This window comes from Paenibacillus sp. 1A_MP2 (genome assembly GCF_052244825.1).
Lineage (GTDB): Bacteria > Bacillota > Bacilli > Paenibacillales > Paenibacillaceae > Paenibacillus > Paenibacillus vandeheii.
Genome location: NZ_JBQQCS010000001.1, coordinates 2,036,848 through 2,060,095, shown reverse-complemented (window position 1 = coordinate 2,060,095; position 23,248 = coordinate 2,036,848). Strand labels below are relative to the sequence as shown.

The window sequence follows — 23,248 nt, the reverse complement described above, 5'->3', positions numbered from 1 at the left end:
TGAAGAACGTCTGCTGCCAAGCGTTAGTAGACGCCTTCCTCCCCGAATTTTTTGGCCATCGTGTTGGCACCTAGTACAAGCGCAAGTCCAACCACCGACTTGAACAAACCGACAGCAGCACTATAACTGTACTGTGCCTGTGTGAGACCTTTGGTGTAGACATAAGTATCGAATACCTCACCCACATCCCGGTTCGTCGGCGTCAGCATCAGGAAGATTTGTTCAAAGCCTGTATCCAGGAAGTTGCCCAGACGCAGAATGAGCAAAATAATAATCGTGCTGCGGATGGCAGGCAGCGTAATATGCCACGTCTGTCGCCAGCGATTGGCACCATCCATCCGTGCAGCCTCATAGAGCTGTGTATCTACACCAGACAGTGCCGCCAGGAAAATAATCGTGCCCCAACCGACCTCTTTCCAGATGGATTGTCCAACAATCATCGTTCGAAACCAGCCGGGCTCCAGCAGGAAAGCCACTTTTTGTCCCGTCAGATTATAAAGTAATTCGTTAATGGCGCCGCCCTCGGTTGTGAACAGCATGTAGAACACACCCACCACCACAACCCAGGAAACAAAGTGCGGTACATATACCAGCGTCTGTACAAATCGTTTGAACCGTTCACGGCGAACTTCATTCATCATCAGTGCCAATACAATGGGCAGTGGAAAGAAGAACACCATATTATAAATCGCTAGCAAAAACGTATTCCGGAACAAGGTCCAGAACTGCGGTTCCCCGAAGAAACGCTGGAAGTGCTTGAATCCTACCCAGTCGCTGCCCAGAATGCCCTTGTAAGGCGTGTAATCCTGAAAAGCCATCGTAATGCCGTACATGGGTATATATTTGAAAATAACAAAGTAGAGCACGCCCGGTATCAACATAATATAGAGCCACCGGTTTTTGATAATGTCCCTCCACAGCAGGTTTTTGTCACTGCGGGTAGCGGGCCGTGTCCGAGCCGCCGTTTCGGCTTTCATAGTGTGTTCCTCCCCACATTGGAAACGATTACAAAATATCACTTCCTGAATTCATGTCTTCATTGTGGAGGATAAACGGGTAACTGGCTATCGTCTCGTTTTAGCTTCTTGTTTTCCCTTATGTATCAAGGGTTTAGGACGTTTATATCCCTGGGCTGCTCCCCTCAATGAACCCCATTTAACCTCCGATATTCCTGTCTTAACTCTGCTCCAATCACAGTAAAAAGGCTGACCCTGAAACAAAGAAAAACCTGCCTGCCATGGCAGGCAGAGCAGGTGGCTATTATCGCTGCTGCTCCCGGTATTTTCCGGGGGTGGTTCCAGTAATTTTACGAAAGGTTCGGATAAAAGCGGTGGGGTTCGTGTAATTGAGTTTCTCAGCAATCTCCGATATTTTCAGGTTGGTCGTCTGCAGCCAGGTTTTGGCTTTTTCCATCCGATATTCGGCCAGGTATTCCGTAAAATTCACACCAGCCTCCTTTTTGAACACACGGCTCAGGTAGACTGGATGAAAATTCAGTTCTTCTGCGCAAGCCTCCAGTGACAAATCGCGATCATAACGCTCCTCAATCAGTCGAATCATCCGGCGGGCTATATTCAGATATTGAGACTCTTCCTGTTCGCGCCAGAATCGAATGACAGGTTGGAATAAACATTTGCGGAACCAATTCGTCATTTCATCCAATGTGGACAACTTCAACAATCGAGCCATGGAAGCTTTTTCACCCAACACTTCCGCAACATTACCACCCTGCTCCTGCACAAGCTGGTACACACGGGACAACAGCTGAACCATGATAACGGGGTACTCGCTGAAGTGCAGCTTCTTGTCTGCAAGCAATCCGAGATACCGCTTAAAGTACACATCCGTTTTCTCCTCGTCTCCTTGCTTGAGTGCAGAAGCCAGCTGGTCTTCAATCATCCTGAGCTGTGTATATAACGCTGCCTCCGTCTGACCGCGCGGCTGAATATCCTCATAATGCAAAATAATACGGCTCCCCAGACTTACCCTGCCTTGCAGAGCCTCACGACTCTCCTGATAAGCTCTTGGTGAATCACCTATTGCAGAATAGGAGCGGCTGATACCGATACTTACGGGCAGATTCAGATAGGTTACGACCCGCTCACGAATCAATTCGGCTTGGGAATGCATCCATTCTTTGAGCTGTACTTCATCCTCCAGCACGGAGGCCAGCACCGTAACCTGGGCGTCATCAATCATGACAGGGGCAAATCGAATATCCGAAGGCAGCAGCTCACCGACCATATTGTTTAATGCGAACAGCAGCAGGTCCCGGTCCTGCTCTTCATACCTTGTCCCTTCAAGGGTATCGATCTGAAGCGTGAGTACCCCTAGCCGTGACCAGGATGTCGGAAAATCATAGAGCTGTCCCTGATATCTGAAGTCATCTTCCGATATTTTGCCTGTAAGCAGTTTGGTCATAAAAAATTCCTGCAAATGAACATGCTGACCCTTCATCTGCTCACGCATCGTTTTCTCCGAGCTGAATAAGGTTGATAATCGCTCTTCGATGTATATAAATTCATCCTGACGGCGTCCCGACGGAGCCACTGGAGAATCCAGTCCTTTCGTAAACTGCAGAAGTCTGGAAATCGGAGAATACATCTTGCGGCTGCCGTAGATGGCTACCAGTCCTGTCACACATAACATGACCAGTGTAGCCACTCCCGTAACCAATGCAATTTTCTTCGACTGAGCGGTTATCTGACCCAGCGATACAACGGACACATACAACCAGCCATTAAGTGGGGATTGCCTGTAGCTAACCGCCACCTGACTTCCTTCTACTTCTGCACTGAAGAAGCCCTCCGAGAGTCCCGTCGTTTGTACCTTTTCATGGATTTCCTGATTCAGCGCATCGTATTTCCCGTCTTGCTGTGTATCGTTTAGAAAATATTTCTGCTCCCGATCAAGGACGTACATATCTCCTGAATTTGAATTTCGACTCAGAAATGTACTTAGCTCTGTATCAGCTATGTCTATAACCAGAAATCCCTTGGGTTTCACATTCGTTGGGATCATCGGAATCTTGAATACCATGCTGACCACATTGTCAGATGAAATAAGGGTAGGCGCGGGTTCTTGTGCCGCTTCACCCACTCCGGCCGATACTGGCACACTACTTTCTTTGGTTGAACTCACATTTTGCGTCACCCAGAACAGGCTGTTAGTATATTTCAAATAGGAGCCAATCCGGTCCCGAATACTAAAATCATCCAACTTTCCAAAGGATCTCATCGAAACGACCCAGTCTTCATCCAGATTCACGAGATAGGCCTGATCAATATTTGTAACCGATTGCAAATTATTAAATCCGGAGGTCAGATCACGAATGTCCTGGAATTCGCTGCTGTCCAACGGTTTTTTCATCGCTTGTAAAACCAATGGAGAATTCACATATTGGATGGACGACAATTGCAGACTGCGCAGCACTTGCTCTACCCGCATTTGGGTCTGATGCAGAATCTGCAAATTACTCTCACGTACCTTCTGCTCAATGTCACGCGAAGCAATCGAATAGGAGACTGAACCAATAACAATGACCGGAAGGGCTCCAAGAATCATGGTAAAACAGAGCAAACGCAGCAGATATTTAGGCAAAAAGAGCATCCTCCTTTGTGTTCATTTTGCGTTATTTGAACGAGAACGCTTTCGGAATTACTTCCCGATCTCATGCAAAACGTATGTATAATATCGCTTTCATTGGATTAATTTACTATTGTTATTTTAAAACCCATTGTTATTCAAGTCCACTATTTATTATTGAAGGTTGACTTTAAGGCAATTTCCAGTTTATATTGGTTGCATATTCCTCAATCAAAGGAGAGATTTTGATGTCGGTGAGCGTTCTTAACTAACCAAGTTTCATATTCAGGAGTTTGGCCTTCGATTCGCTTGTGCCTTATGGCATACGTGTATTTTTTGATGCGCCATTACCCTGTACTTAGTTAAGAACAGCGGATATCATAAATCGCCTCCGGGATTGTACGTGTCCGGGTCTATTTCCGCGCTGTGTTCAGCGTGGATTTTTTTGTATAGACCTATAACGGGCCCTGCTTTCCCCTACGTTAAGGGCGGAGAATGACGTTTGTTCATTCTCCGCCCTTTTGCGTTTTCCGGGAATATGTTCCATCGCTTAAACCGAAATTCCATTTTATAACCAAGGAGAGATCAAGCATGAATGAAAACACACTAAACAGTCTGGGTTATTCCCAAATTCAAAAAAACGTTGCAGCCTGTGCCCTATCCTATCTGGGCAAACGTTATGCAAGAGACATGAAGCCCATGGTGGACGCGCCTCTGATTCAAATGCGGCTGGAAGAGACCGCTGAGGCTGCTGCTTTGATTCGTTACGGCGCAAGTGTACCCATCCCTTCACTGGACGGCATGGAGACCATCATGGATCTGCTCGGCACCGGTTATTTGTTCACGGAGCGGGATTTCAGCCATCTCACCCAATTTCTACGCAGCTGCGCACAGCTTATGAAATACATGGAGGGTAAATCCGAGATTGCTCCTACAGTCAGCCGATACGCTTCATCCATGATATGGATGGAGTCCCTGCTGAGCGAGATTGAACGATGCATCCATAATGGTCGCCTTCAGGATCAGGCAAGCAAGGAGCTAATACGTATTCGTAAAAAAATGACGGTGAATGAGGAGCGCATGAAGCGCAAGCTGGATTCTCTCATAAGCAAACACCGCTCCATTATGCAGGAGAATGTCATTAGCCAACGTGGTGGAAGAACGGTGCTGCCCATCAAGAAAGAATTCCGCAAACACGTTAAAGGCAGTGTGCTGGATGAGTCAGGCAGCGGCCAAACCGTATACATTGAGCCAGCGGAATTAGTAGGTTTGCAAATGGAGATGGCTTCACTGCAAGCGGAGGAATCACGGGAAGAGATGAAAATCCTAGGTGACTTAACCTCCATGGCAGAGTCTTATCATCGTGAAATTGCGCTAAATACGGAAACGGTAGGGGTTCTGGATTTTCTATTCGCCAAAGCGAAATATGCGGCGACCATGGACGGACAAACTGTACGCGTCAATGCCAATGGACGGGTTCGGCTTCAAGGAGCACGCCATCCATTAATGGGCGCATCCATGGTACCTCTTGATTTTGCAATTGGTCACACGTATTCCTCACTGATCATTACAGGACCGAATACAGGCGGCAAAACGGTTGCCCTCAAGACACTAGGTCTGCTCACCCTGATGATGCAATCCGGTCTGCTTGTCCCTGTCGCTGAAGAGGGCGAGATGGCCGTGTATCATGAGGTTGCCGTCGATATCGGTGATGGGCAGAGCCTGGAGCAAGCACTCAGCACCTTTTCTGCACATATTCGCAACATGATTGGCATCCTGGCTCAAGCCGATTCATCGACGCTTGTGCTTATTGATGAGATGGCCTCCGGTACCGATCCCGGTGAAGGAGTGGGACTCTCGATCGCTATGCTGGAGGAGCTGCACAGCCGCGGAGCTACTGTTGTCGCCACTACCCATTTTGGGGAAATCAAACATTTTGCGGCAGCCACGTCTGGATTTGAGAATGCACGAATGGAATTTGATACAGTCTCGCTCCAGCCTCTCTATCGATTGCGGATTGGAGAAGCCGGGAAAGCTATGCCTATTCCATTGCATTGAAGCTGGGGATGCCGCAGCGCATTATTGAGCGCTCCAAGCTCATTTCAGATCAGGGAGTCTCGCAACGTGTCTCTCCAAACTTTACATCAGCTGTGCCCGACGTGAATTCTTCACCATCACCAAAAAGCAGCATGGCTGAACAAAAGCATTCAAATAAAACAAGGAACACGTTGGAACCTGTCAACGAACCTGTCAGCCCGTCCGTACAAACTGGCCTTAGAAACCAGTCCAATTGGACTGGAGCATCAAAACCCACATCCCCTGCCAAAGCATTCCGAAAAGGGGATCGCGTCTATGCAGCCTATCTGAACCAGTCAGGAATTGTCTGCGATGTGGAGGACAGTCGCGGGAATATCGGAGTCATGCTGCGCGGACGCAAAGTCAAAATTCACAAGAAACGCCTGACTTTGCATATATCTGCACAGGAACTTTATCCGGGCGACGACTATGACCTCGACATTGTGCTGGAGACCAAGGAAAACCGGAAGAAGCGCAAACTGATGGGTCGCAAGCATGTGGAAGGATTGACGATTGAATTGCCTCCTGAAGAATAACCACAGGATTGATATCATGGGTGGAGTTGATATACTTTAATAAACCTATCGATCGTTCGTGGTTAAGAAATTCAACGGGGAAGGAAGACTCATATGTCTGTTGAGCAGGATACAAAGAAGGTGACTGCAGAAGTCCTTGTATGTCCTTTATGTGGTGAAGCCAATGGCTGTTCCTATGCAGCAGGCCGCCCTCATTCAGCATGCTGGTGTAACCAGGCCGTGTTCCCCGAAGGGGTATTTGACCCCATTCCGGCAGAACAACGCAGGAAGTCTTGTATATGCGAAGCATGTCTGGATAAGTATAAAAAGAAGGCAGAGCAAAATAAAGAGCCTCACAGTTAACCCTGTGAGGCTCTTCTTCTGTCGATATTACGTTGTACTGTAATGAAGAATGTTACTTCTGCATTTGTTGATAATGCGCTACCGCTTGCTTCAGTACAGGATGGTTCTCGTCCATGGACGTATACTGGCTGAGTGCTGCTTCAATCCCTTTTTGCTGGATCGTAGTCTGAAGCTCCACTGCTTCCGGATCTTCGGAAATATTAAACTTGCAGGCAGCCGCCATTCCCATCGCCAGATGTGTTGTCTCCGTTCCGTACTCGTAAGCCTGGAGAGCCGGGCGAACCAGACGGTCATTCGGGACAGCTTCCGCAGCGGAGAACGTCCTACACGAGTTACCTCATCCGTCAGATGTGGGTTAACGAACCGTTCCAATATTTTGGCAATGTACAGCTGATGGTCATCCGCATTGAATCCAAAACGCTTCACCAATACTGCCCCGGTTTCCTGCAAGGCCCCATATACAATAGATTTGACTTTTTCATCGGCAATAGCCTTCTGAATTGTATCAAACCCGTTTACATATCCAATATAGGCGGCAATACAGTGTCCGGTATTTACGGTAAACAGCTTCCGTTCGATATACGGCTCCAGATCATCCACATACATTACACCCTCAACCGGTTTGAAAGCAGGGGCCATTTGTGAACGGTCAACGACCCATTCATAGAAAGGCTCTACCTGTACATGTAATGGATCCTCATGATGCTGAATCGGCACAATACGGTCTACGGCTGAATCCGGGAAATACACGTACTGATCCGCAAGCAGGCGAGTACGCTCATCAAGCAGACCATATACATGTTCTTTCAGCTGAGTGCTGGCTCCAATTGCATTTTCACAGGCAATAATGTGAAGGGGCTGGAAGACATCACCTGTTCCCAGTCTGGCTGTAAGACCTTTCGCAATACCGGGAGCAATATGTTTCAGAATGCCTACACCCACGGCCGTTGTGATCAGTTCCGCTTCTGCAACGTTTTGAGCGACGGTATCCAGATTCGTTCCATCGATTGCACTCACACCGGTAACGGTCTCCAGGTCCTTGGCCTCGTTAGCCAGCTCAACCGTGTACTCTCCACGCTGCTCTAGAGCCTTAACCAGCTCCTGGTTAACGTCCGAGAAAACGACATTGTAGCCAGCACGGGACAGGATCAAACCAATGAAACCACGTCCAATATTCCCTGCTCCGAAGTGAAGGGCCTTCATAGTTCCATTTCACTTTCCAAAATAGTAATGACTTCTTCAGCGGTTTGAGCATGACGCAGAGCTTCCATGTTCTCTTCCTCAGCACAGATGACTGCGATGCTGGTCAGGATCTCCATATGTTCTCCGCCCTGAGCGGCGATACCAATCACCATATACGCTTTTTCTTCCCCAAAATCAACACCTTGCGGGAACTGAATAACCGATATACCTGTGGACAGGATGAATGATTTGGATTCCTTCGTGCCGTGTGGAATCGCCAGTCCGTTGCCCACATACGTGGAGACAATCTCTTCACGCTCCAGCATTTTGTCAATGTATTCTGCGGTGATATGTCCCGCGTCTTTCAAAATCTGACCTGCCATACGAATCGCTTCGTATTTGTCCTGAGCCGTTGCATTCATGATGACTTTATCTTTAGTTAACACACTCATGTTTGAATACCTCCAATTTCGGTTTTGCTGCGGTAAAATCCCGCAAGTTCTTGGGACAAGTAATGAATAAGGTCATCCCGGTTGCCTTTTTCAAGTAATGCAATCATTTCTTCCTGCAACAATAGCGCACTGATCTCACTCAGTACCTCCAAGCTTTCCTTCGATAACTGTCTCGGTCCAAGCATCAAGAGCACATGGCTGACACCTGCCGGGTCTTCCGGCGTGCGCAGAAGCGGCTCTGTCAGTTGGAAAAGCGTGATTGAAGGACTGTGAATGCCATCACTGCGTGTATGAAACAGCGCGAGGGAAGTCCCGGGAATTTTCTGGCTTCCAACCTCTTCACGCTCCTCCAGCAGCCTGGCAATCTCTTCTGGATTGTTCAACACACCAGATTGATGCAAAACGCTGCACATGGCGTAGGCCGTTTTGAAAAATCCGATCTCTTGATTATCCAGTGGGAACACCTGAAACTTGCCGATAATCTGTACAATTTCAATCAGGGTGGCTTCAAGCCCAACCGGATCGGTAAATCGTCCAGTTGCCCTTGACTCTGCTTCAGGTGGGGACTATGTTCCCGTTGAAGCGTTGTTGTCCTGATGAAGTGCCTTAAACGTTCACTTTCTTCTGCCGTCAGTAGTGGGCTCACCTTGTAGTATTGATGTTTATCCATTGGCAGATCCACGGTAGAGAGAACCAAATCATATTCCGTCTTCGGTATACGTGCGGCTTCATACCATGACACGCTGTCCACAATCCGAATTTCGGGAATTTCCTTGGACAGACGGCTCGATAACATTCGTGAAGATCCGATTCCGCTGGTACAGACGACGACAGCCCTGATTTCTCGCTTCAGCACCCGCAGCCGTTCAATGGAAGCACCGAAGTGCATCACCAAAAATCCAATCTCCTCATCCGGCACATCCGTATTGGGCCAAGCCTCTCGCACCGCTTTCTTTACATCCTCAAATAATGATTCATAATCCTTGCGGATCTGCTGAAGCAATGGATTACGGATGAGCTGCCGTCCATCCATTCGTTCCAGCACCGGCTCCATGTGAGCAATTAGACCCTCACGCAGCAGCCGATCCTCATGGAACGAATAATGGGTATTCTCCTGCATTCGATCTGTGAGAGAACGAACCATATTGAGTAAGACCAGATCGTCTATGGGCAGCAGACGTGAGGAATGAATCGATCGCTCGATTTCAATCAGCAGTCTGTGAAAATAAGCCTGCTCCTCGTCCACAAAATCAATTCCAAGCTGGGCAGACAGAACACCGCACAAACGGGAAGCCAAATATTCTGGTACCTTCCCCTTGTCGCCTTGCAGCGAATTTCCAACGTCTTTTTTATCCAGTTGAGAGCCCAGACCAATACCAAAGCCCTTACGGATACGCACAACCGCTACAGACATTTGAATCAGCAGCTTCATGTATTGACGCTCCGGAATATTTTCCAACCACTCAATATCTGGCTGCCACAACGCATTTTCGACCGTAAGTACATCCTCATGCCCAATCATTTCCAATAGTTTACTGTTTACTTTGGAGACGCCCTGCTCCGCTTGCCTACCGAACAAATCGGATTCATCCAGATATTCAAGAGCGAGCGCAGAAATAGCCATGCGATGAGCCCACTCGCTTCCATTGATCTTGACCCCATATCCGCGTCTGCGAACCAGCTTCAAGCCTGCCAGATGAATGCGTGGCTCCAGATCGTCCAGATCATTGCTCGCCGTAGACACGGTTACCTTCAGATCTGAGGCCAGCGCAAGCAGCTTCACAGGCTCGGACTCATCCAGCAAAATACAAAGCATGAAGAGTTTACGCTCTTCGGGCGTAAACTCTACATATTCGTTAAGCTCAAGTTGTTGGCGCAATACAGCCAAATCATCGGAACCGGGATCAATTCGAACCCCGGTTCCCGATTTTTTTCCAATCTCATGCCAAGGGGCTCAAGCCATTGTTCAATCATCTGCAGCTCCCGATGCACAGTACGGGTGCTTACTTTGACCGCAACAGCTATTTCGCCAGCAGTTACCTCATGCGGATGCTCCAGCAGGAACTCCACGATCTCACGCTGTCTCCTTGTAATATTACTCATCAGGAGTCCGATTTGAGGCGCTCCACCAGTGCCTCATATTCAGGACTCTTCAGGAAGTTATCGATGGAAATATGCTCTGCATTTGGAGCCACGGATTTGGCCCGGTCTGTCAATGTTTTCTGAGTGATGACGATGTCGGCATCTTGCGGAATCTCACTGATCGCCGTGTTCGTTACAGCGACATCCACACCGGCTGCCTTCATTTTCTTCCGCAGAATCGATGCACCCATGGCACTCGAACCCATTCCTGCATCACAGGAGAAGACAATTTTGTTTATGTCCGTTTTTACTGCCGCAGAAGCAATATCAGCCGCACGGTCAGCTTCCCGATTGTCTTTATCAACGGTGAGGTTACCCGTTTTGCCCTGATTTTTCATGTCTTTCATACGACTGGATGCAGTATCCAGATCTTCGTCATCCTTCTGTTTACCTGTTTTGAGCAGCACAGATGCCACAAGGAAGGAGATGATCGCAGCTACGGCTACCCCTGCAAACATGCCAAGATATCCACCCTTAGGTGTTAACAAAGAGTAAGCAATGATACTACCCGGTGACGGTGCTGAAACCAAACCAGCTCCTGTCAGCATAAAAGTCAATGTACCCGCTACACCACCAGCCATCGCAGCCAGAATCAGTATCGGTCTCATCAGAATGTAAGGGAAATAAATCTCGTGAATCCCGCCAAAGAAATGGATAATTACAGCACCTGGAGCGGAAGATTTAGCTGATCCCCGACCAAAGAAGCAGTAGGCCAGCAAAATGCCAAGTCCAGGTCCCGGATTGGATTCAAGCATGAATAATACGGATTGTCCCAGTTCTCTTGCCTGATCCGTACCAATCGGTGTCAGAATCCCATGGTTGATGGCATTGTTCAGGAATAATACTTTTCCTGGCTCAATGATCAAGTTGACCAGCGGGAGAAGACCAGCATTCATCAAGGTTTCTACCCCAGCCGATAACACCTTGCTAATCGCTTCAACGAAAGGCCCGATACCTTTAAGCGCTAGAAGGGCCAAAATCCCACCAATAATACCAGCGGAGAAGTTGTTAACGAGCATCTCAAACCCGGATTTAATTTTGCCATCGACAGCCTTGTCAAATTTCTTAATGACCCAGGCTCCCAACGGTCCCGCAATCATGGCACCAAGAAACATGGGGATGTCACTGCCGACAATAACCCCGATGGTCATAATCGCACCGACTACACCACCACGTTGGCCGTGTACCATCGTACCGCCTGTGTAACCGATAAGTAACGGCAGCAAATATTTGATCATTGGATCAACCAACAATGCAAAATCTGCGTTAGGGAACCATCCTTTTGGAATGAACAATGCCGTAATTAAACCCCAGGCGATAAATGCACCCATGTTCGGCATAACCATACCACTCAGGAAACGTCCAAACTTCTGAACGCCGACCCGTATTCCTCCGCTTTTTCCGGACTTTGCGTCCACTGAACTCATACTAAAAACCTCCTCAACATATTAAACCTTAATTCCACTGAATTTTGACACGATGATCCAGACGAACGAAGGTACAAATCTGTAATAAATCTTAATTTCACAACCATATCGTAAATGAAAACGGTATCTTCTACAACGAAATGAAAACCTACTTCCGTCATGAACGTTGATGACAAGATTTAAATTTGAAGGATTGTCCCATTTTGAACCTTGTATAAGGAATGGAACCTGTTATTCCCTTTCCTGTATCATACCCACGAATTACCCCATTTTAATGACAAATAAAATTGTAAATTTATTCAATTTTAATGAGCAGTTTCTATCTCATTCAGGATTGATGATGAAACACGTTAGGGTGTTATTCATTTCATTCAAATAATCTGAAATACTCTAATAACAACGGCAAAAAGCGCAATTGCTCAGCCCGTTACAGGTGAGACAATTGCGCCTAAGTATTCTCCGGATTAGCAGGATTACCATCCGGATCTATAATCAATCGATTCATTCTTTTTAAGTTAAACGGCATTTGGCCTGAGGCTGAAATTCAGTCTCCAGCGGAAAATGCAACCCTAGTTTTATTCCGTATGTTTACGATACGCATCCGCATTCATCAATGTGGACAGTGCTGCTGTCAAATCGCCCTCAACACGGATTTCGATCATCCAGCCTTCTTCATATGGAGAGTTATTAACTAGCTCCGGGGAATCCTGCAATGCCTCATTTACAGCAACAATTGTTCCACTTACAGGAGAAAACAAATCCGAAACGGTTTTGACGGATTCAATTGTTCCAATGCTGTCTTCCGCCTTTACATCCGATTCAAGGTCAGGCAATTCTACAAACACAATGTCACCCAGCTGATGCTGCGCGAATTCGGTAATGCCAATACGTACGGTATCCTCCCTACGGTCTGCACCCATTCGTGCTCTTCACTGTACAGGAAATCACTTTTTAATTCGCTCATCGATATCCGCCTCGCTTTTCATTAATGAGTGCATGCGCTTCTTTGACCTTAACCTTTTTCCCAAAACATAGCGTATGATATTTTAGATTCAAATGTCAAGATACCTTACAATTTATTTGACTTTCTTCCTTATATGCCTGTAACTCCATTGGGCTCTCTCTACATATAATGGTGAATATTAGAAAAGTAAGCGTGCTCTTTAAAAATATACGAACATTACAGAATCATATTGAAATATCATTCGGATTTTTTGTTGATTTCTATGATATCGTTCTTGACATCAATAGTCGATTCAGGCTTTAATGAGAGTAGTAAATATGTTTGTTGGTCTATGCATTACCCGCGGATGAATGTAAAGGGAGAGATTACCCTTGACACCCGAATCAGGGTGTACATGCGGTAACGCCGAAGGAGTAAACCACCGACAAGCGGGAGGTGAATCTCTCAGGCAAAAGGACTTTTACGGGACGCAACTCTGGAGAGCATCTATTCGCCCTGTGTGGGCGTTAGGATCACCCAAGGGGAAACCTGCTGCATCATGCGGCGGGGTAACTCTCAGGTACCAAGGACAGAGCCTAAGAATACAGCGTGCTTCTGGCATGCCGGTTCTTTGGCCTGTCCTTTTCCTTTTCCCAAAAAAACGAAAACAGGTTATAGAGCGGCGCTGCCTATAGCGTCCTTACCTTACTTTTATAATTAAATGTTGATGCCAGATTCATTGATCCACGGTTAGACACTCGGCCGGTTGACGGCCCATGACGAGGTGATTGGATGTCCGATTTGCTTAGAACCCCACTCTTTCCACTCTATCAGCAGTATGAAGGCGTACGATGCATTGATTTTGGTGGCTGGGAGCTCCCGGTACAATTCAGCGGAATTCAGAAAGAGCATGAAGCGGTACGAGAACGTGCCGGATTATTTGATGTATCCCACATGGGTGAATTCACCGTACAAGGTGAACACGCGGAAGCTTTTTTACAGCACATGACGACCAATGATGTAACAACACTCGTTCCCGGTCAGGCTCAATACACGTTAATGTGTTATCCGGATGGCGGCGTGGTCGATGATCTGTTGATCTATAAACTGAAAGACCAGCATTATTTGCTGGTGGTTAATGCCTCCAACATCGACAAGGACTGGTCATGGCTGCAGCAGCACATGTCGCCAGGCGTAACGATGACTAATGATTCCGAACAAACGGCGCTGCTTGCCCTGCAAGGCCCACTTGCTGTGGATATTCTCGCAAAGGTGACAGACACTGATGTGTCTTCGATTGAGCCTTTCCGTTTTGTACCGAATGCAAAGGTATGTGGCGTTACTTTACTGTTATCCCGCACCGGATATACGGGTGAAGACGGATTTGAGCTCTATGTTCCTGCCGAACAGGCCGCTGTGGTCTGGAACGGATTGATGCAGGCGGGAGAAGGTTACGGACTCGTTCCGACCGGACTGGGTGCCCGGGATACGCTGCGCTTTGAAGCCAAGCTTCCCCTGTATGGACAGGAGCTGTCTGCAACCATCTCGCCGCTGGAGGCTGGCGTTGGCATGTTTGTGAAGCTGAATGCCGGGCCGTTTATCGGACATGAAGCCTTGTTGCAGCAAAAAAATGATGGGCCTGCCCGCAAGCTGGTCGGCATCGAAGTGCTGGAGCGTGGTATTCCCGCCCCCATTATCCGATATACGCCGAAGGCGTACAGATTGGTGAAGTAACCACAGGCACCCAATCCCCTACGCTAAAACGCAATCTGGGGCTGGCCTTGATTGACAGCAAATATGCTGCACTGGGTACCCCGCTGGAGATTGAGATTCGTGACAAGAAACTGAAAGCCGAGGTCGTGAAGACCCCTTTTCATAAACGGACACGTGCGCCAAAGACACCTACTCAAGGAGCTGATCAAGCATGAGCAAGCACCGCTATATTCCCATGACCGAGCAGGATCAGAGTGCCATGCTGGCAACCATCGGTGTGGAAACAATTGAGGATCTGTTCCATGACATTCCACAGGAGATTCGCTATCAGGGTGAACTGCCTGTTTCCTCCAAACTGGATGAATATGCACTCACACGTCATATGTCAAAGCAAGCGGGAGCCAATGCCAACTTCGAGACACACGCCAGTTTCCTGGGTGCAGGCATTTATGATCACCACGTTCCTTCCGTCATTAATCATGTCATCTCCCGTTCCGAGTTTTATACTGCCTATACTCCTTATCAACCCGAGATCAGCCAGGGAGAATTACAGGCGATTTTCGAGTTTCAATCCTACATCTGTGAGTTAACAGGCATGGCTGTAGCCAATGCCAGCATGTACGATGGCGCGACTGCATTCGCAGAAGCAGGCAATCTTGCCGCAGCGGCAACCCGCCGCAAACAGCTGATTGTGTCACGTACCGTGCATCCCGAATCCCGTCAGGTATTGCAAGCTTATGCACATGGCCTCAATCTGGAGATCGTTGAGATTGGGTATCAAAATGGTGTAACAGACTGGGATGCCCTGCAAGCCGCTGTGTCCGATGACACCGCAGCCGTCATGATCCAGAGCCCGAACTTCTTCGGCGCCGTGGAAAATGTAAAACAGGCCGCAGATCTTGCGCATGCGCACAAAAGCCTGCTCGTGGTCAGCGCCAACCCGCTATCGCTGGGTCTGCTGGAAGCCCCAGGCAAGCTGGGTGCTGACATCGTCGTTGGCGACGCACAGCCCCTTGGTATCGCCGCTTCACTTGGCGGCCCGACATGCGGATATTTCGCCGTATCCCAGGCTCATATGCGCCGGATTCCTGGCCGAATTGTAGGCCAGACAACGGACCGCAACGGAAAGCGTGGTTTTGTACTCACGCTGCAAGCACGTGAACAGCATATTCGTCGTGAAAAGGCGACGTCCAACATCTGTTCCAACCAGGCTTTGCTCGCACTGAGTGCCTCTGTCTATATGTCCATCATGGGTAAACAAGGTATGATCGATGTCGCTGATTTGAATTTGCAAAAGAGCCATTATGCCCTGAACACACTTACCGCAATTCCAGGGGTCTCTCTACGTTTACTGCACCAACGTTTAATGAGTTTGTTATCCAACTGCCTGAAGCAACAAATGTGGATGCCCTGCAACTGAAATTACTCGATGCCGGCTTCATTGGCGGGTATGAACTTGGAAGAGAGTATTCCGAGCTCGCCGGACATATGCTCATTGCCGTTACCGAACGACGCAGCAAGGAAGAGATAGACGAATTCGCACGTGTATTGGAGGGATCGCTGTGACTCAGGAAACGACAACAAAGGCAACTTCAGGAACAGGACAACCGGAAACAGTAACCTCAGTCTCCACTTCGGGCCATGCGGAAACAGTTACAAAAATCTCTGCCCAAGCTGCCTCTTCAGCACCGGAGCAATCATTGATTTTTGAACTCAGTAGCCCGGGTCGGGTTGCGTACTCCTTGCCAGAATGCGACGTTCCCCGGCAAGCTGCCGATTCCCTGATTCCCCGGGAAATGCTTCGATCGGAAGCAGCAGCATTGCCTGAGGTTTTTGAAGTTGACGTCATTCGCCACTACACTGCTCTGTCTCGTCGTAATTTCGGAATAGATAACGGATTCTATCCGCTAGGTTCTTGTACGATGAAATATAATCCGAAGATTAATGAGGATGTGGCCCGTTACAACGGATTCGCCAAAATTCATCCATATCAGCACGAATCCAGCATTCAAGGTGCACTTGAACTGCTCTACACGTTACAAAATGACCTTGCTGGCCTAACCGGTATGGATGCCGTTACACTGCAACCTGCCGCTGGCGCACACGGCGAATGGACCGGACTCATGATGATCCGGGCCTACCACGAAGGTCGTGGTGAACAGCGTACGAAAGTCATCGTACCGGATTCTTCTCACGGCACCAACCCGGCAAGTGCAACCGTTGCAGGTTTCGAAACGGTAACAATCCCTTCCCGCGCAGACGGTCTGGTAGATCTGGACGTACTCCGCGCTGCTGTAGGGTCGGATACCGCAGCGTTGATGCTGACCAATCCGAACACACTCGGACTTTTTGAAAAAGACATTCAGGAGATTGCCTCCATCGTGCATGAGGCTGGTGGCCTGCTGTACTATGATGGTGCCAACTCCAATGCTATTATGGGCATCACCCGCCCTGGCGATATGGGCTTTGACGTGGTACATCTAAACTTGCATAAAACGATGAGCACTCCGCACGGCGGTGGTGGACCTGGTGCCGGCCCGGTTGGCGTGAAGAGCCGCTTAATTCCGTTTCTGCCGAAACCGATGGTCATCAAAAATGATGAGGGCATATATGCATTGGATCGCGAAAGCGATCAATCCATTGGCCGGGTCAAAGCGTATTACGGCAACTTTGGTATTCTAGTCCGTGCCTATGCCTACATTCGCACCTATGGACCTGAAGGCTTGCGCCGGGTATCCGAATGCGCGGTGCTCAACGCCAACTACATGATGGCCCGTCTCGCACCTTACTACGAGATTCCGTATCCAGGCGTGTGCAAACATGAATTCGTGATGTCTGGCCGGGGATTGAAGCAGTATGGTGTACGTACACTGGATGTCGCCAAACGATTGCTTGATTTTGGATATCACCCGCCAACCGTGTACTTCCCGCTGAACGTGGAGGAGTGCATTATGATCGAGCCGACGGAAACCGAGAGCAAAGAAACATTGGATGGGTTCATTGATACGATGATCCGCATTGCCAAGGAAGCAGAAGAGACACCTGAACTGGTACTCAATGCCCCTTATGGCACACCGGTTACCCGTCTGGATGAAACAACAGCAGCCCGTAAGCCTGTATTGAACTGCGCTTGCAGTTGAAAGCTAATCGTTATAAATGACCAAAAACAGTCGCACTTATGTGCGGCTGTTTCCTTTTAACCTGTTAGTTTTATCTCATTCTCTTCGGTCCAGTGCTTTCAATTTTGATCGTATGTCTCTTCGAAGGCTCAGCGGATGATCACCGATGTTTCGTCTTCTTTGCGATAGATAACCGCAGAATAGAAAGTTCCGCTTAAAACAAAAAAAGCCGGTATCTGCTGTAACAACAGATACCGGCAAAATCGCTGCACGACTGCAGCTTTTTTATCGGAAAAAGAAACCCTTAAAATCGGGTGGAAACCCCATAAAATTACGCTTGAATGCTTTGAACCAATTCAACGACTTGTTCAGCCGTTTGCATATCCAGTGCTTTGGCAGCAAGCTCTTGCATGTCTGCACGGGACAGTTTGGTGATCTGACTACGAGCTGGCAGAATGGATGTTGCGCTCATGCTGAACTCATCCAGTCCGAGACCGAGCAGCAATGGAATTGCTGTTTCGTCTCCGGCCATCTCTCCACACATGCCAACCCATTTACCTTCACGGTGCGCTGCATCGATAACCATTTTAACCAAACGCAAGATGGCAGGGTTATAGGGTTGATACAGATACGATACACGCTCGTTCATACGGTCAGCAGCCATTGTGTATTGAATCAGATCGTTTGTTCCGATACTGAAGAAGTCCACTTCTTTGGCAAATTGATCCGCCAGAACCGCAGTCGAAGGAATTTCGACCATGATTCCCAGTTGGATGCTGTCTGAAACAGCAATACCTTCAGCGACCAGCTTTTCCTTCTCTTCGAGCAGGACAGCCTTCGCTTCACGGAATTCCCCCAGTGTTGCGATCATCGGGAACATGACACGCAGGTTACCATGTACGCTTGCACGCAGCAATGCACGCAATTGCGTACGGAATATATCCTGACGGTCCAGACACAGACGAATTGCGCGGAAACCGAGGAATGGATTCATTTCTTTTGGCAGATCCAGGTATGGAAGCTCTTTGTCTCCACCGATGTCGAGTGTACGAACGACAACAGGTTTACCTTCCATTTTCTCCAGTACAGCCTTGTAAGCATTATACTGAATGTCCTCGGAAGGAAGCTTGTCTCTGCCCATATACAGGAACTCGGTACGGTACAGGCCTACAGCCTCGCCGCCATTTTCCAGAACACCGGCAACATCATTCGGAGTACCAATGTTGGCTGCCAGTTCCACATGAACGTTGTCCACTGTTACCGTTGGCTCATCACGCAGTTTTCTCCACTCGGCACGTTGTGCATCGTATTGCTCCTGTTTGGAACGATATTCAGCAATAACATCATCCGTTGGATTAACAAGTACATGACCGTCCAAACCGTCAACGATAATCATATCGCCTTGTTTAGCTTGAGCCAGAATGTCCTTGGTTCCAACGACAGCAGGGATTTCAAGCGAACGAGCCATGATTGCGGAGTGCGAAGTACGTCCACCAATATTCGTTGCAAAACCTTTTACATATTGACGGTTCAGTTGAGCCGTGTCGGAAGGCGTAAGATCCTCCGCAAGCACGATCACTTCTTCACTGATCTCAGCTGGACTCATGAATTCGATACCAAGCAAGTGATTCAGCACACGTTTGGTTACATCACGCATATCTGCAGCACGTTCCTGCAGGTAAGCACTCTTCATGTTTTCGAACATTTCGATAAATTGCGTTGCTGTTTCGTTCAATGCGAATTCCGCATTAACCTTATCATCTGCAATTTTCGCTTTAACCGGATCAATCAGTTCCGGGTCATTCAAAATGAGCAAATGCGAAGCAAAAATCTCAGCTTTTTTCTCGCCAAGCTCTTGTAAAGTACGCTCTTTGATCGCCTCAAGCTCAGCCTGGGACTTGCCCAGAGCTGAGTCGAGTTTCGCGATCTCTGCGTCAACGTCGTTGATTTCGCGTTTTTCTACAGAGTAATTGGGATGCTCCAAGATAAACGCCTTGGCGATAGCAATACCCGCCGAAGCCGCGATCCCAGAAACATTAAGCATTAATTTCGCCCAGCCCTTCGTTAACCATAACGTCTGTCAGAGCTTGAAGAGCTTCTGCTTCGCCTTCACCTTCAACGATGATGTTGATGGTGTCGCCTTGTTCCAGACCAAGGGAAAGTACGCCCAGGATGGATTTCAAAGTTACTTTTTTACCGTTAGCTTCTGCAAAGGATTCTGCACCTTTGAATTTGTTTGCTGTATTAACCAGGGCTGTCGCCGGACGTGCGTGGATACCATCTTCGTCTGTAATTCTGAATGTTTGTTGCATTACAATCATCTCACTTTCAATAATTTAGTTTAGGCATTGCATCTATTTACACTTGCTTGCCATTGTCGTAACACTTCTTATTTTATCTCAATGATTGGCTGATCGCCAATTTTCAGTACGCCGCTCTTCTTGAGCGTCACTGTTGAGCCTTCTGGCAGGTTGGTGAAAATGACCGGAGAGATGATCGATGGCGCGTTGGCTTTGACATACTCCAGATCTACTTCCATAATCGGCTGTCCTGCGGATACCAGATCACCTTCCTGCACGAGCACGTTAAAGCCCTGACCTTTCAGCTTCACCGTGTTGACACCTATATGAACAAGCACTTCCTTGCCTCCGTCAGACATGATGCCCACGGCATGTTTGCTTGGAAATACGTTAAACACTTTGCCATATACAGGCGATGTAATCTTGCCATCATGAGGCAGAACAGCAAAGCCGTCACCTGTCATTTTCTCGGCAAAGACCGGATCAGGAACGTTTGTGATGTCCATCAGTTCACCATTCACAGGCATAACGATGTCCTCGGCAACAATACGTTCGCCCTCTGCTCCCTGTTCCTTCTCCTTTTCAGGAGTTGGTTTGACCTCAGCTGCTGGCGTTGGTGCCGGTACTCGTCCTGCAATGATATCCTGCATCTGGGATTTAATCGTATCTGAGCGTGTACCGAAGATGGCCTGTACATTATTACCCACCTCAAGCACACCAGATGCACCCAATTGTTTCAAACGATCTTTATTTACACTGGATTTCTCATTTACTTCAATCCGCAAACGAGTAATGCAGGCATCCAGATGTTTGATATTCTCTTGTCCACCGAATGCAGCAAGAATGTTGTGAGGCAGATCATCCGTTGATCCGGAGCCTCCACCTGATGCTGTTTCAGGAGTTGCATCCTCACGTCCCGGTGTTTTGAGGTTGAATTTGCGAATGATGAATCGGAATCCGAAATAGTAAATCACTGCAAGAATCAAACCTACGATGATAACATCCCACCAAGGTGTGCGATTCGGGATAATCCCGAAGATCAGGAAGTCAATGAATCCACCGGAGAACGTCATCCCGATTTTGACTCCCAGAATTTGCATTGTCATGAAAGACAAACCTGCAAAGATACAGTGTACTGCAAACAGGATTGGTGCTACAAACAGGAATGAGAACTCAAGCGGCTCTGTAATCCCTGTCAGGAACGAAGTCAGCGCAGCTGATCCCATGATCCCTGCAACATACTTTTTGTGTTCCGGTCTTGCTTCATGGTACATCGCAAGTGCCGCAGCTGGCAAACCGAACATCATGAACGGGAATTTACCAACTTGGAACGTTCCTGCGGTAAGGTTCACACCATCACGCAGTTGATTGAAGAAGATTTGCTGGTCGCCACGAATGACATCTCCAGCTTTGTTCACATATTCACCGAACTCAAACCAGAATGGCGAGTAGAAAATGTGATGCAGACCGAACGGAATAAGTGACCGTTCTACGACCCCGAAAATGAACGCCGATAATGTCGGACTTGTATCTACCATGAAGTGAGATACAGCATTCAGTCCATTTTGAATCGGAGGCCAGATGACCACCAGAAGCAACCCGATCAAGAGGGAAACAACTGAAGTGATAATCGGGACAAAGCGTTTACCTGCAAAGAATCCGAGGTAAGACGGCAGTTCGATTTTGAAAAATCGATTGTAGCATAGTGCGGCGGTAATACCTATGATAATACCTCCGAACACGCCGGTACTCAATGTAGGGATACCCAAGATGCTGGCGTAACCTGGTACTTCACCGATCATCGCAGGCGTAACACCAACAGCCGTACCCAGAGTAACGTTCATGACCAAGTAACCGATGATGGCCGCAAGACCTGCGACACCTTCACCTCCGGCCAGCCCGACGGCTACCCCGACAGCGAACAGCAATGCCAGATTATCAAATACGATCTGCCCTGCATTCATCATAATCGTCGCGATTGAGCTCACCCATGGAGTATCTAACACAGTAGCATACTGTAGGAAATCCGGGTTCACAAGCATATTACCGATTCCTAGCAGTAGACCTGCCGCTGGCAGGATGGCTACAGGTAGCATAAGAGCTTTACCTACTCTTTGCAACACACCAAAAAGCTTTTTAAACATTGCGTCGTATCACCCTTTCTTTTAATTTTTTATGTTGTGAAGCAAGCAAGGGAAAACAAAAAAGGCACGAGTTAATAAAGGAAATTGATCCAACCTTCGGGTATAGCATACCCGGTATAAGGAAAGAACAATCACGCTCTATATAACTCATGCCTGATCGAATCAGTAACACGTCGTTTGTGTTTATTCAGTTGCTTGATTACGGAAATCATTGTAGCACCACTTTAAAAGCGATGCAAGCCTTTACACGAAATTTGTCGAATTAGAATTCCACTAGTGGAATTATTTCACTTGTTCTCTTCTTCTTTCCTTTGATTCAAGCGTTGCAAATGAATGGTCAGATAGCCTACTTCAGCAGGATATACAGGGAGATTCAACCTCTTTTCCATCACCTTGGTTAGCTTCCATGCAAGCGAGTACATTTCAGGATACTCCAACTTCAACAGGGAATCCAATTTATGAAGTTCTTCCACTTTGTCTCCCCGACGGACGCGCTCCAAGGCGAATCGAAGATGGGTCAGCAACCGGGAGTAGTCGAGTGATTCCGTCTCAAACGAATAATCCAGTTGGGTGGACACCAGGCTCACCAAATCGGTAATCAGTTGGGAATGCTCCCGAACTTGAGAAATATTTTGGTTGGTCATGGCACTGTAGATGTGAAGGGCAATAAAACCGATCTCATCCATTCCCAAATCTACGCCCAACTTTTCCTTAATCAAACGCACCGCATAATCACCCATGCGATATTCGTCAGGATAGATTTCACGGGTTTCATATAGAAATGGATTCTGGATGACAATGCCTTGTTCTTTCCGCTTTAATGCAAAAGAAATATGATCGGTCAATGCGATATGAATATGTTCGTTTAAAGGAACGTCCGTATGTTCTGCAATATACGTAATGACTTCATTAATGATTTCAATCAAGGCTTCATCCACTTGTGGAAGAAGCTGTTTATACTGCTCTTGCTCCTGCTGGTTTCTCAGAATGAACATCTTCTCCACAGCCATCAGTGGAATAATGTCATTTGTTTTCCGATTGAAGCCGATGCCTTTACCAATCACGACAACTTCTCCATGTTCAGGATGCTGTGCAATAATTACATTATTATTTAGAGCTTTGGCTACTTGCAGGCTACTCAATGTTTGCACCTCTTTTCACACCATCTTAGGTGTGATTCAGTCACACCATAGTAAGAACGAAAAGACATCCGGAAGCGGGCAAACCGCGCCGGACGTCTCGCTTAAAAAGTAACAAAAATTCGTCTTAAGGTCAATAGAGCATAAG

Annotated in this window: 13 protein-coding genes, 5 pseudogenes and 2 riboswitches; of the genes and pseudogenes, 5 read left to right on the top strand and 13 right to left on the bottom strand. The window is 47.7% G+C overall.

All coding sequences use genetic code 11. The features are described 5' to 3' along the window. Positions 1-23: 23 nt before the first annotated feature. On the bottom strand, positions 24-977 hold the full coding sequence (locus ACTWJ7_RS10180; protein ID WP_063566889.1) for an ABC transporter permease: 954 nt from the start codon (positions 975-977) through the stop codon (positions 24-26). Between the two features lie 283 nt (positions 978-1,260). Then, on the bottom strand, positions 1,261-3,600 hold the full coding sequence (locus ACTWJ7_RS10175; protein WP_301878298.1) for a helix-turn-helix domain-containing protein: 2,340 nt from the start codon (positions 3,598-3,600) through the stop codon (positions 1,261-1,263). Between the two features lie 576 nt (positions 3,601-4,176). Between ACTWJ7_RS10175 and ACTWJ7_RS10170 the strand changes: the two are divergent. Then, a pseudogene (locus ACTWJ7_RS10170) lies at positions 4,177-6,197 on the top strand (endonuclease MutS2). Between the two features lie 93 nt (positions 6,198-6,290). Further along, entirely contained in the window at positions 6,291-6,539 is a 249-nt protein-coding gene (locus tag ACTWJ7_RS10165) for a cysteine-rich CWC family protein (RefSeq protein WP_301878301.1), read from the top strand. A gap of 52 nt (positions 6,540-6,591) precedes the next feature. Here the strand turns inward: ACTWJ7_RS10165 and ACTWJ7_RS10160 are convergent. The 7 genes and pseudogenes from ACTWJ7_RS10160 to gcvH all read right to left on the bottom strand — a co-directional run bounded on the left by ACTWJ7_RS10160 (position 6,592) and on the right by gcvH (position 12,706). Further along, a pseudogene (locus ACTWJ7_RS10160) lies at positions 6,592-7,742 on the bottom strand (mannitol-1-phosphate 5-dehydrogenase). After that, on the bottom strand, positions 7,739-8,173 hold the full coding sequence (locus ACTWJ7_RS10155; protein ID WP_024633110.1) for a PTS sugar transporter subunit IIA: 435 nt from the start codon (positions 8,171-8,173) through the stop codon (positions 7,739-7,741). The pseudogene ACTWJ7_RS10160 and the gene ACTWJ7_RS10155 overlap by 4 nt, the downstream one beginning before the upstream one ends. Continuing rightward, positions 8,170-8,637 carry a PTS sugar transporter subunit IIA gene (locus ACTWJ7_RS10150; protein ID WP_443145380.1) on the bottom strand — a complete coding sequence of 156 codons (468 nt, stop codon included), beginning with the start codon at positions 8,635-8,637 and terminating at the stop codon, positions 8,170-8,172. Before ACTWJ7_RS10150 ends, ACTWJ7_RS10155 begins: the two co-directional genes overlap by 4 nt. A 32-nt stretch (positions 8,638-8,669) precedes the next feature. Continuing rightward, positions 8,670-10,052 carry a BglG family transcription antiterminator gene (locus tag ACTWJ7_RS10145; protein ID WP_443145379.1) on the bottom strand — a complete coding sequence of 461 codons (1,383 nt, stop codon included), beginning with the start codon at positions 10,050-10,052 and terminating at the stop codon, positions 8,670-8,672. Further along, complete coding sequence (locus ACTWJ7_RS10140; RefSeq protein ID WP_443145378.1) at positions 10,019-10,276, bottom strand: HTH domain-containing protein; 258 nt, start codon at positions 10,274-10,276, stop codon at positions 10,019-10,021. Before ACTWJ7_RS10140 ends, ACTWJ7_RS10145 begins: the two co-directional genes overlap by 34 nt. Further along, positions 10,276-11,742: a PTS mannitol transporter subunit IICB gene (locus ACTWJ7_RS10135; protein ID WP_024633108.1), complete on the bottom strand. Its 1,467-nt coding sequence runs from the start codon at positions 11,740-11,742 to the stop codon at positions 10,276-10,278. Before ACTWJ7_RS10135 ends, ACTWJ7_RS10140 begins: the two co-directional genes overlap by 1 nt. Before the next feature lie 575 nt (positions 11,743-12,317). Beyond that, positions 12,318-12,706: pseudogene (gcvH, locus tag ACTWJ7_RS10130) on the bottom strand (glycine cleavage system protein GcvH). Between the two features lie 346 nt (positions 12,707-13,052). Beyond that, positions 13,053-13,176: riboswitch (glycine riboswitch) on the top strand. A gap of 3 nt (positions 13,177-13,179) precedes the next feature. Continuing rightward, positions 13,180-13,280, top strand: a riboswitch (glycine riboswitch). Between the two features lie 197 nt (positions 13,281-13,477). Between gcvH and gcvT the strand changes: the two are divergent. The 3 genes and pseudogenes from gcvT (at position 13,478) to gcvPB (ending at position 17,538) form a co-directional block, all read left to right on the top strand. Continuing rightward, positions 13,478-14,613 (top strand): annotated as a pseudogene (gene gcvT / locus ACTWJ7_RS10125) (glycine cleavage system aminomethyltransferase GcvT). Then, positions 14,610-15,964, top strand: a pseudogene (gcvPA, locus tag ACTWJ7_RS10120) (aminomethyl-transferring glycine dehydrogenase subunit GcvPA). The pseudogenes gcvT and gcvPA overlap by 4 nt, the downstream one beginning before the upstream one ends. A gap of 95 nt (positions 15,965-16,059) precedes the next feature. Further along, positions 16,060-17,538, top strand: a complete 1,479-nt coding sequence (gene gcvPB / locus ACTWJ7_RS10115) for an aminomethyl-transferring glycine dehydrogenase subunit GcvPB (protein WP_301878455.1) — start codon at positions 16,060-16,062, stop codon at positions 17,536-17,538. Between the two features lie 310 nt (positions 17,539-17,848). Here the strand turns inward: gcvPB and ptsP are convergent, their stop codons facing one another. From ptsP to glcT, 4 genes are all read right to left on the bottom strand, one after another. Further along, a complete protein-coding gene (gene ptsP / locus ACTWJ7_RS10110; RefSeq protein WP_285078846.1) occupies positions 17,849-19,561 on the bottom strand; it encodes a phosphoenolpyruvate--protein phosphotransferase in 1,713 nt (570 codons plus the stop codon). Continuing rightward, complete coding sequence (locus ACTWJ7_RS10105; RefSeq protein ID WP_024633102.1) at positions 19,554-19,829, bottom strand: HPr family phosphocarrier protein; 276 nt, start codon at positions 19,827-19,829, stop codon at positions 19,554-19,556. The genes ptsP and ACTWJ7_RS10105 overlap by 8 nt, the downstream gene beginning before the upstream one ends. 77 nt (positions 19,830-19,906) lie before the next feature. Next, positions 19,907-21,961 carry a glucose-specific PTS transporter subunit IIBC gene (gene ptsG, locus ACTWJ7_RS10100; RefSeq protein WP_079350659.1) on the bottom strand — a complete coding sequence of 685 codons (2,055 nt, stop codon included), beginning with the start codon at positions 21,959-21,961 and terminating at the stop codon, positions 19,907-19,909. A 287-nt stretch (positions 21,962-22,248) separates the two neighbouring features. Continuing rightward, a complete protein-coding gene (glcT, locus tag ACTWJ7_RS10095) occupies positions 22,249-23,103 on the bottom strand; it encodes a glucose PTS transporter transcription antiterminator GlcT (RefSeq protein ID WP_301878306.1) in 855 nt (284 codons plus the stop codon). Positions 23,104-23,248 lie beyond the last annotated feature (145 nt).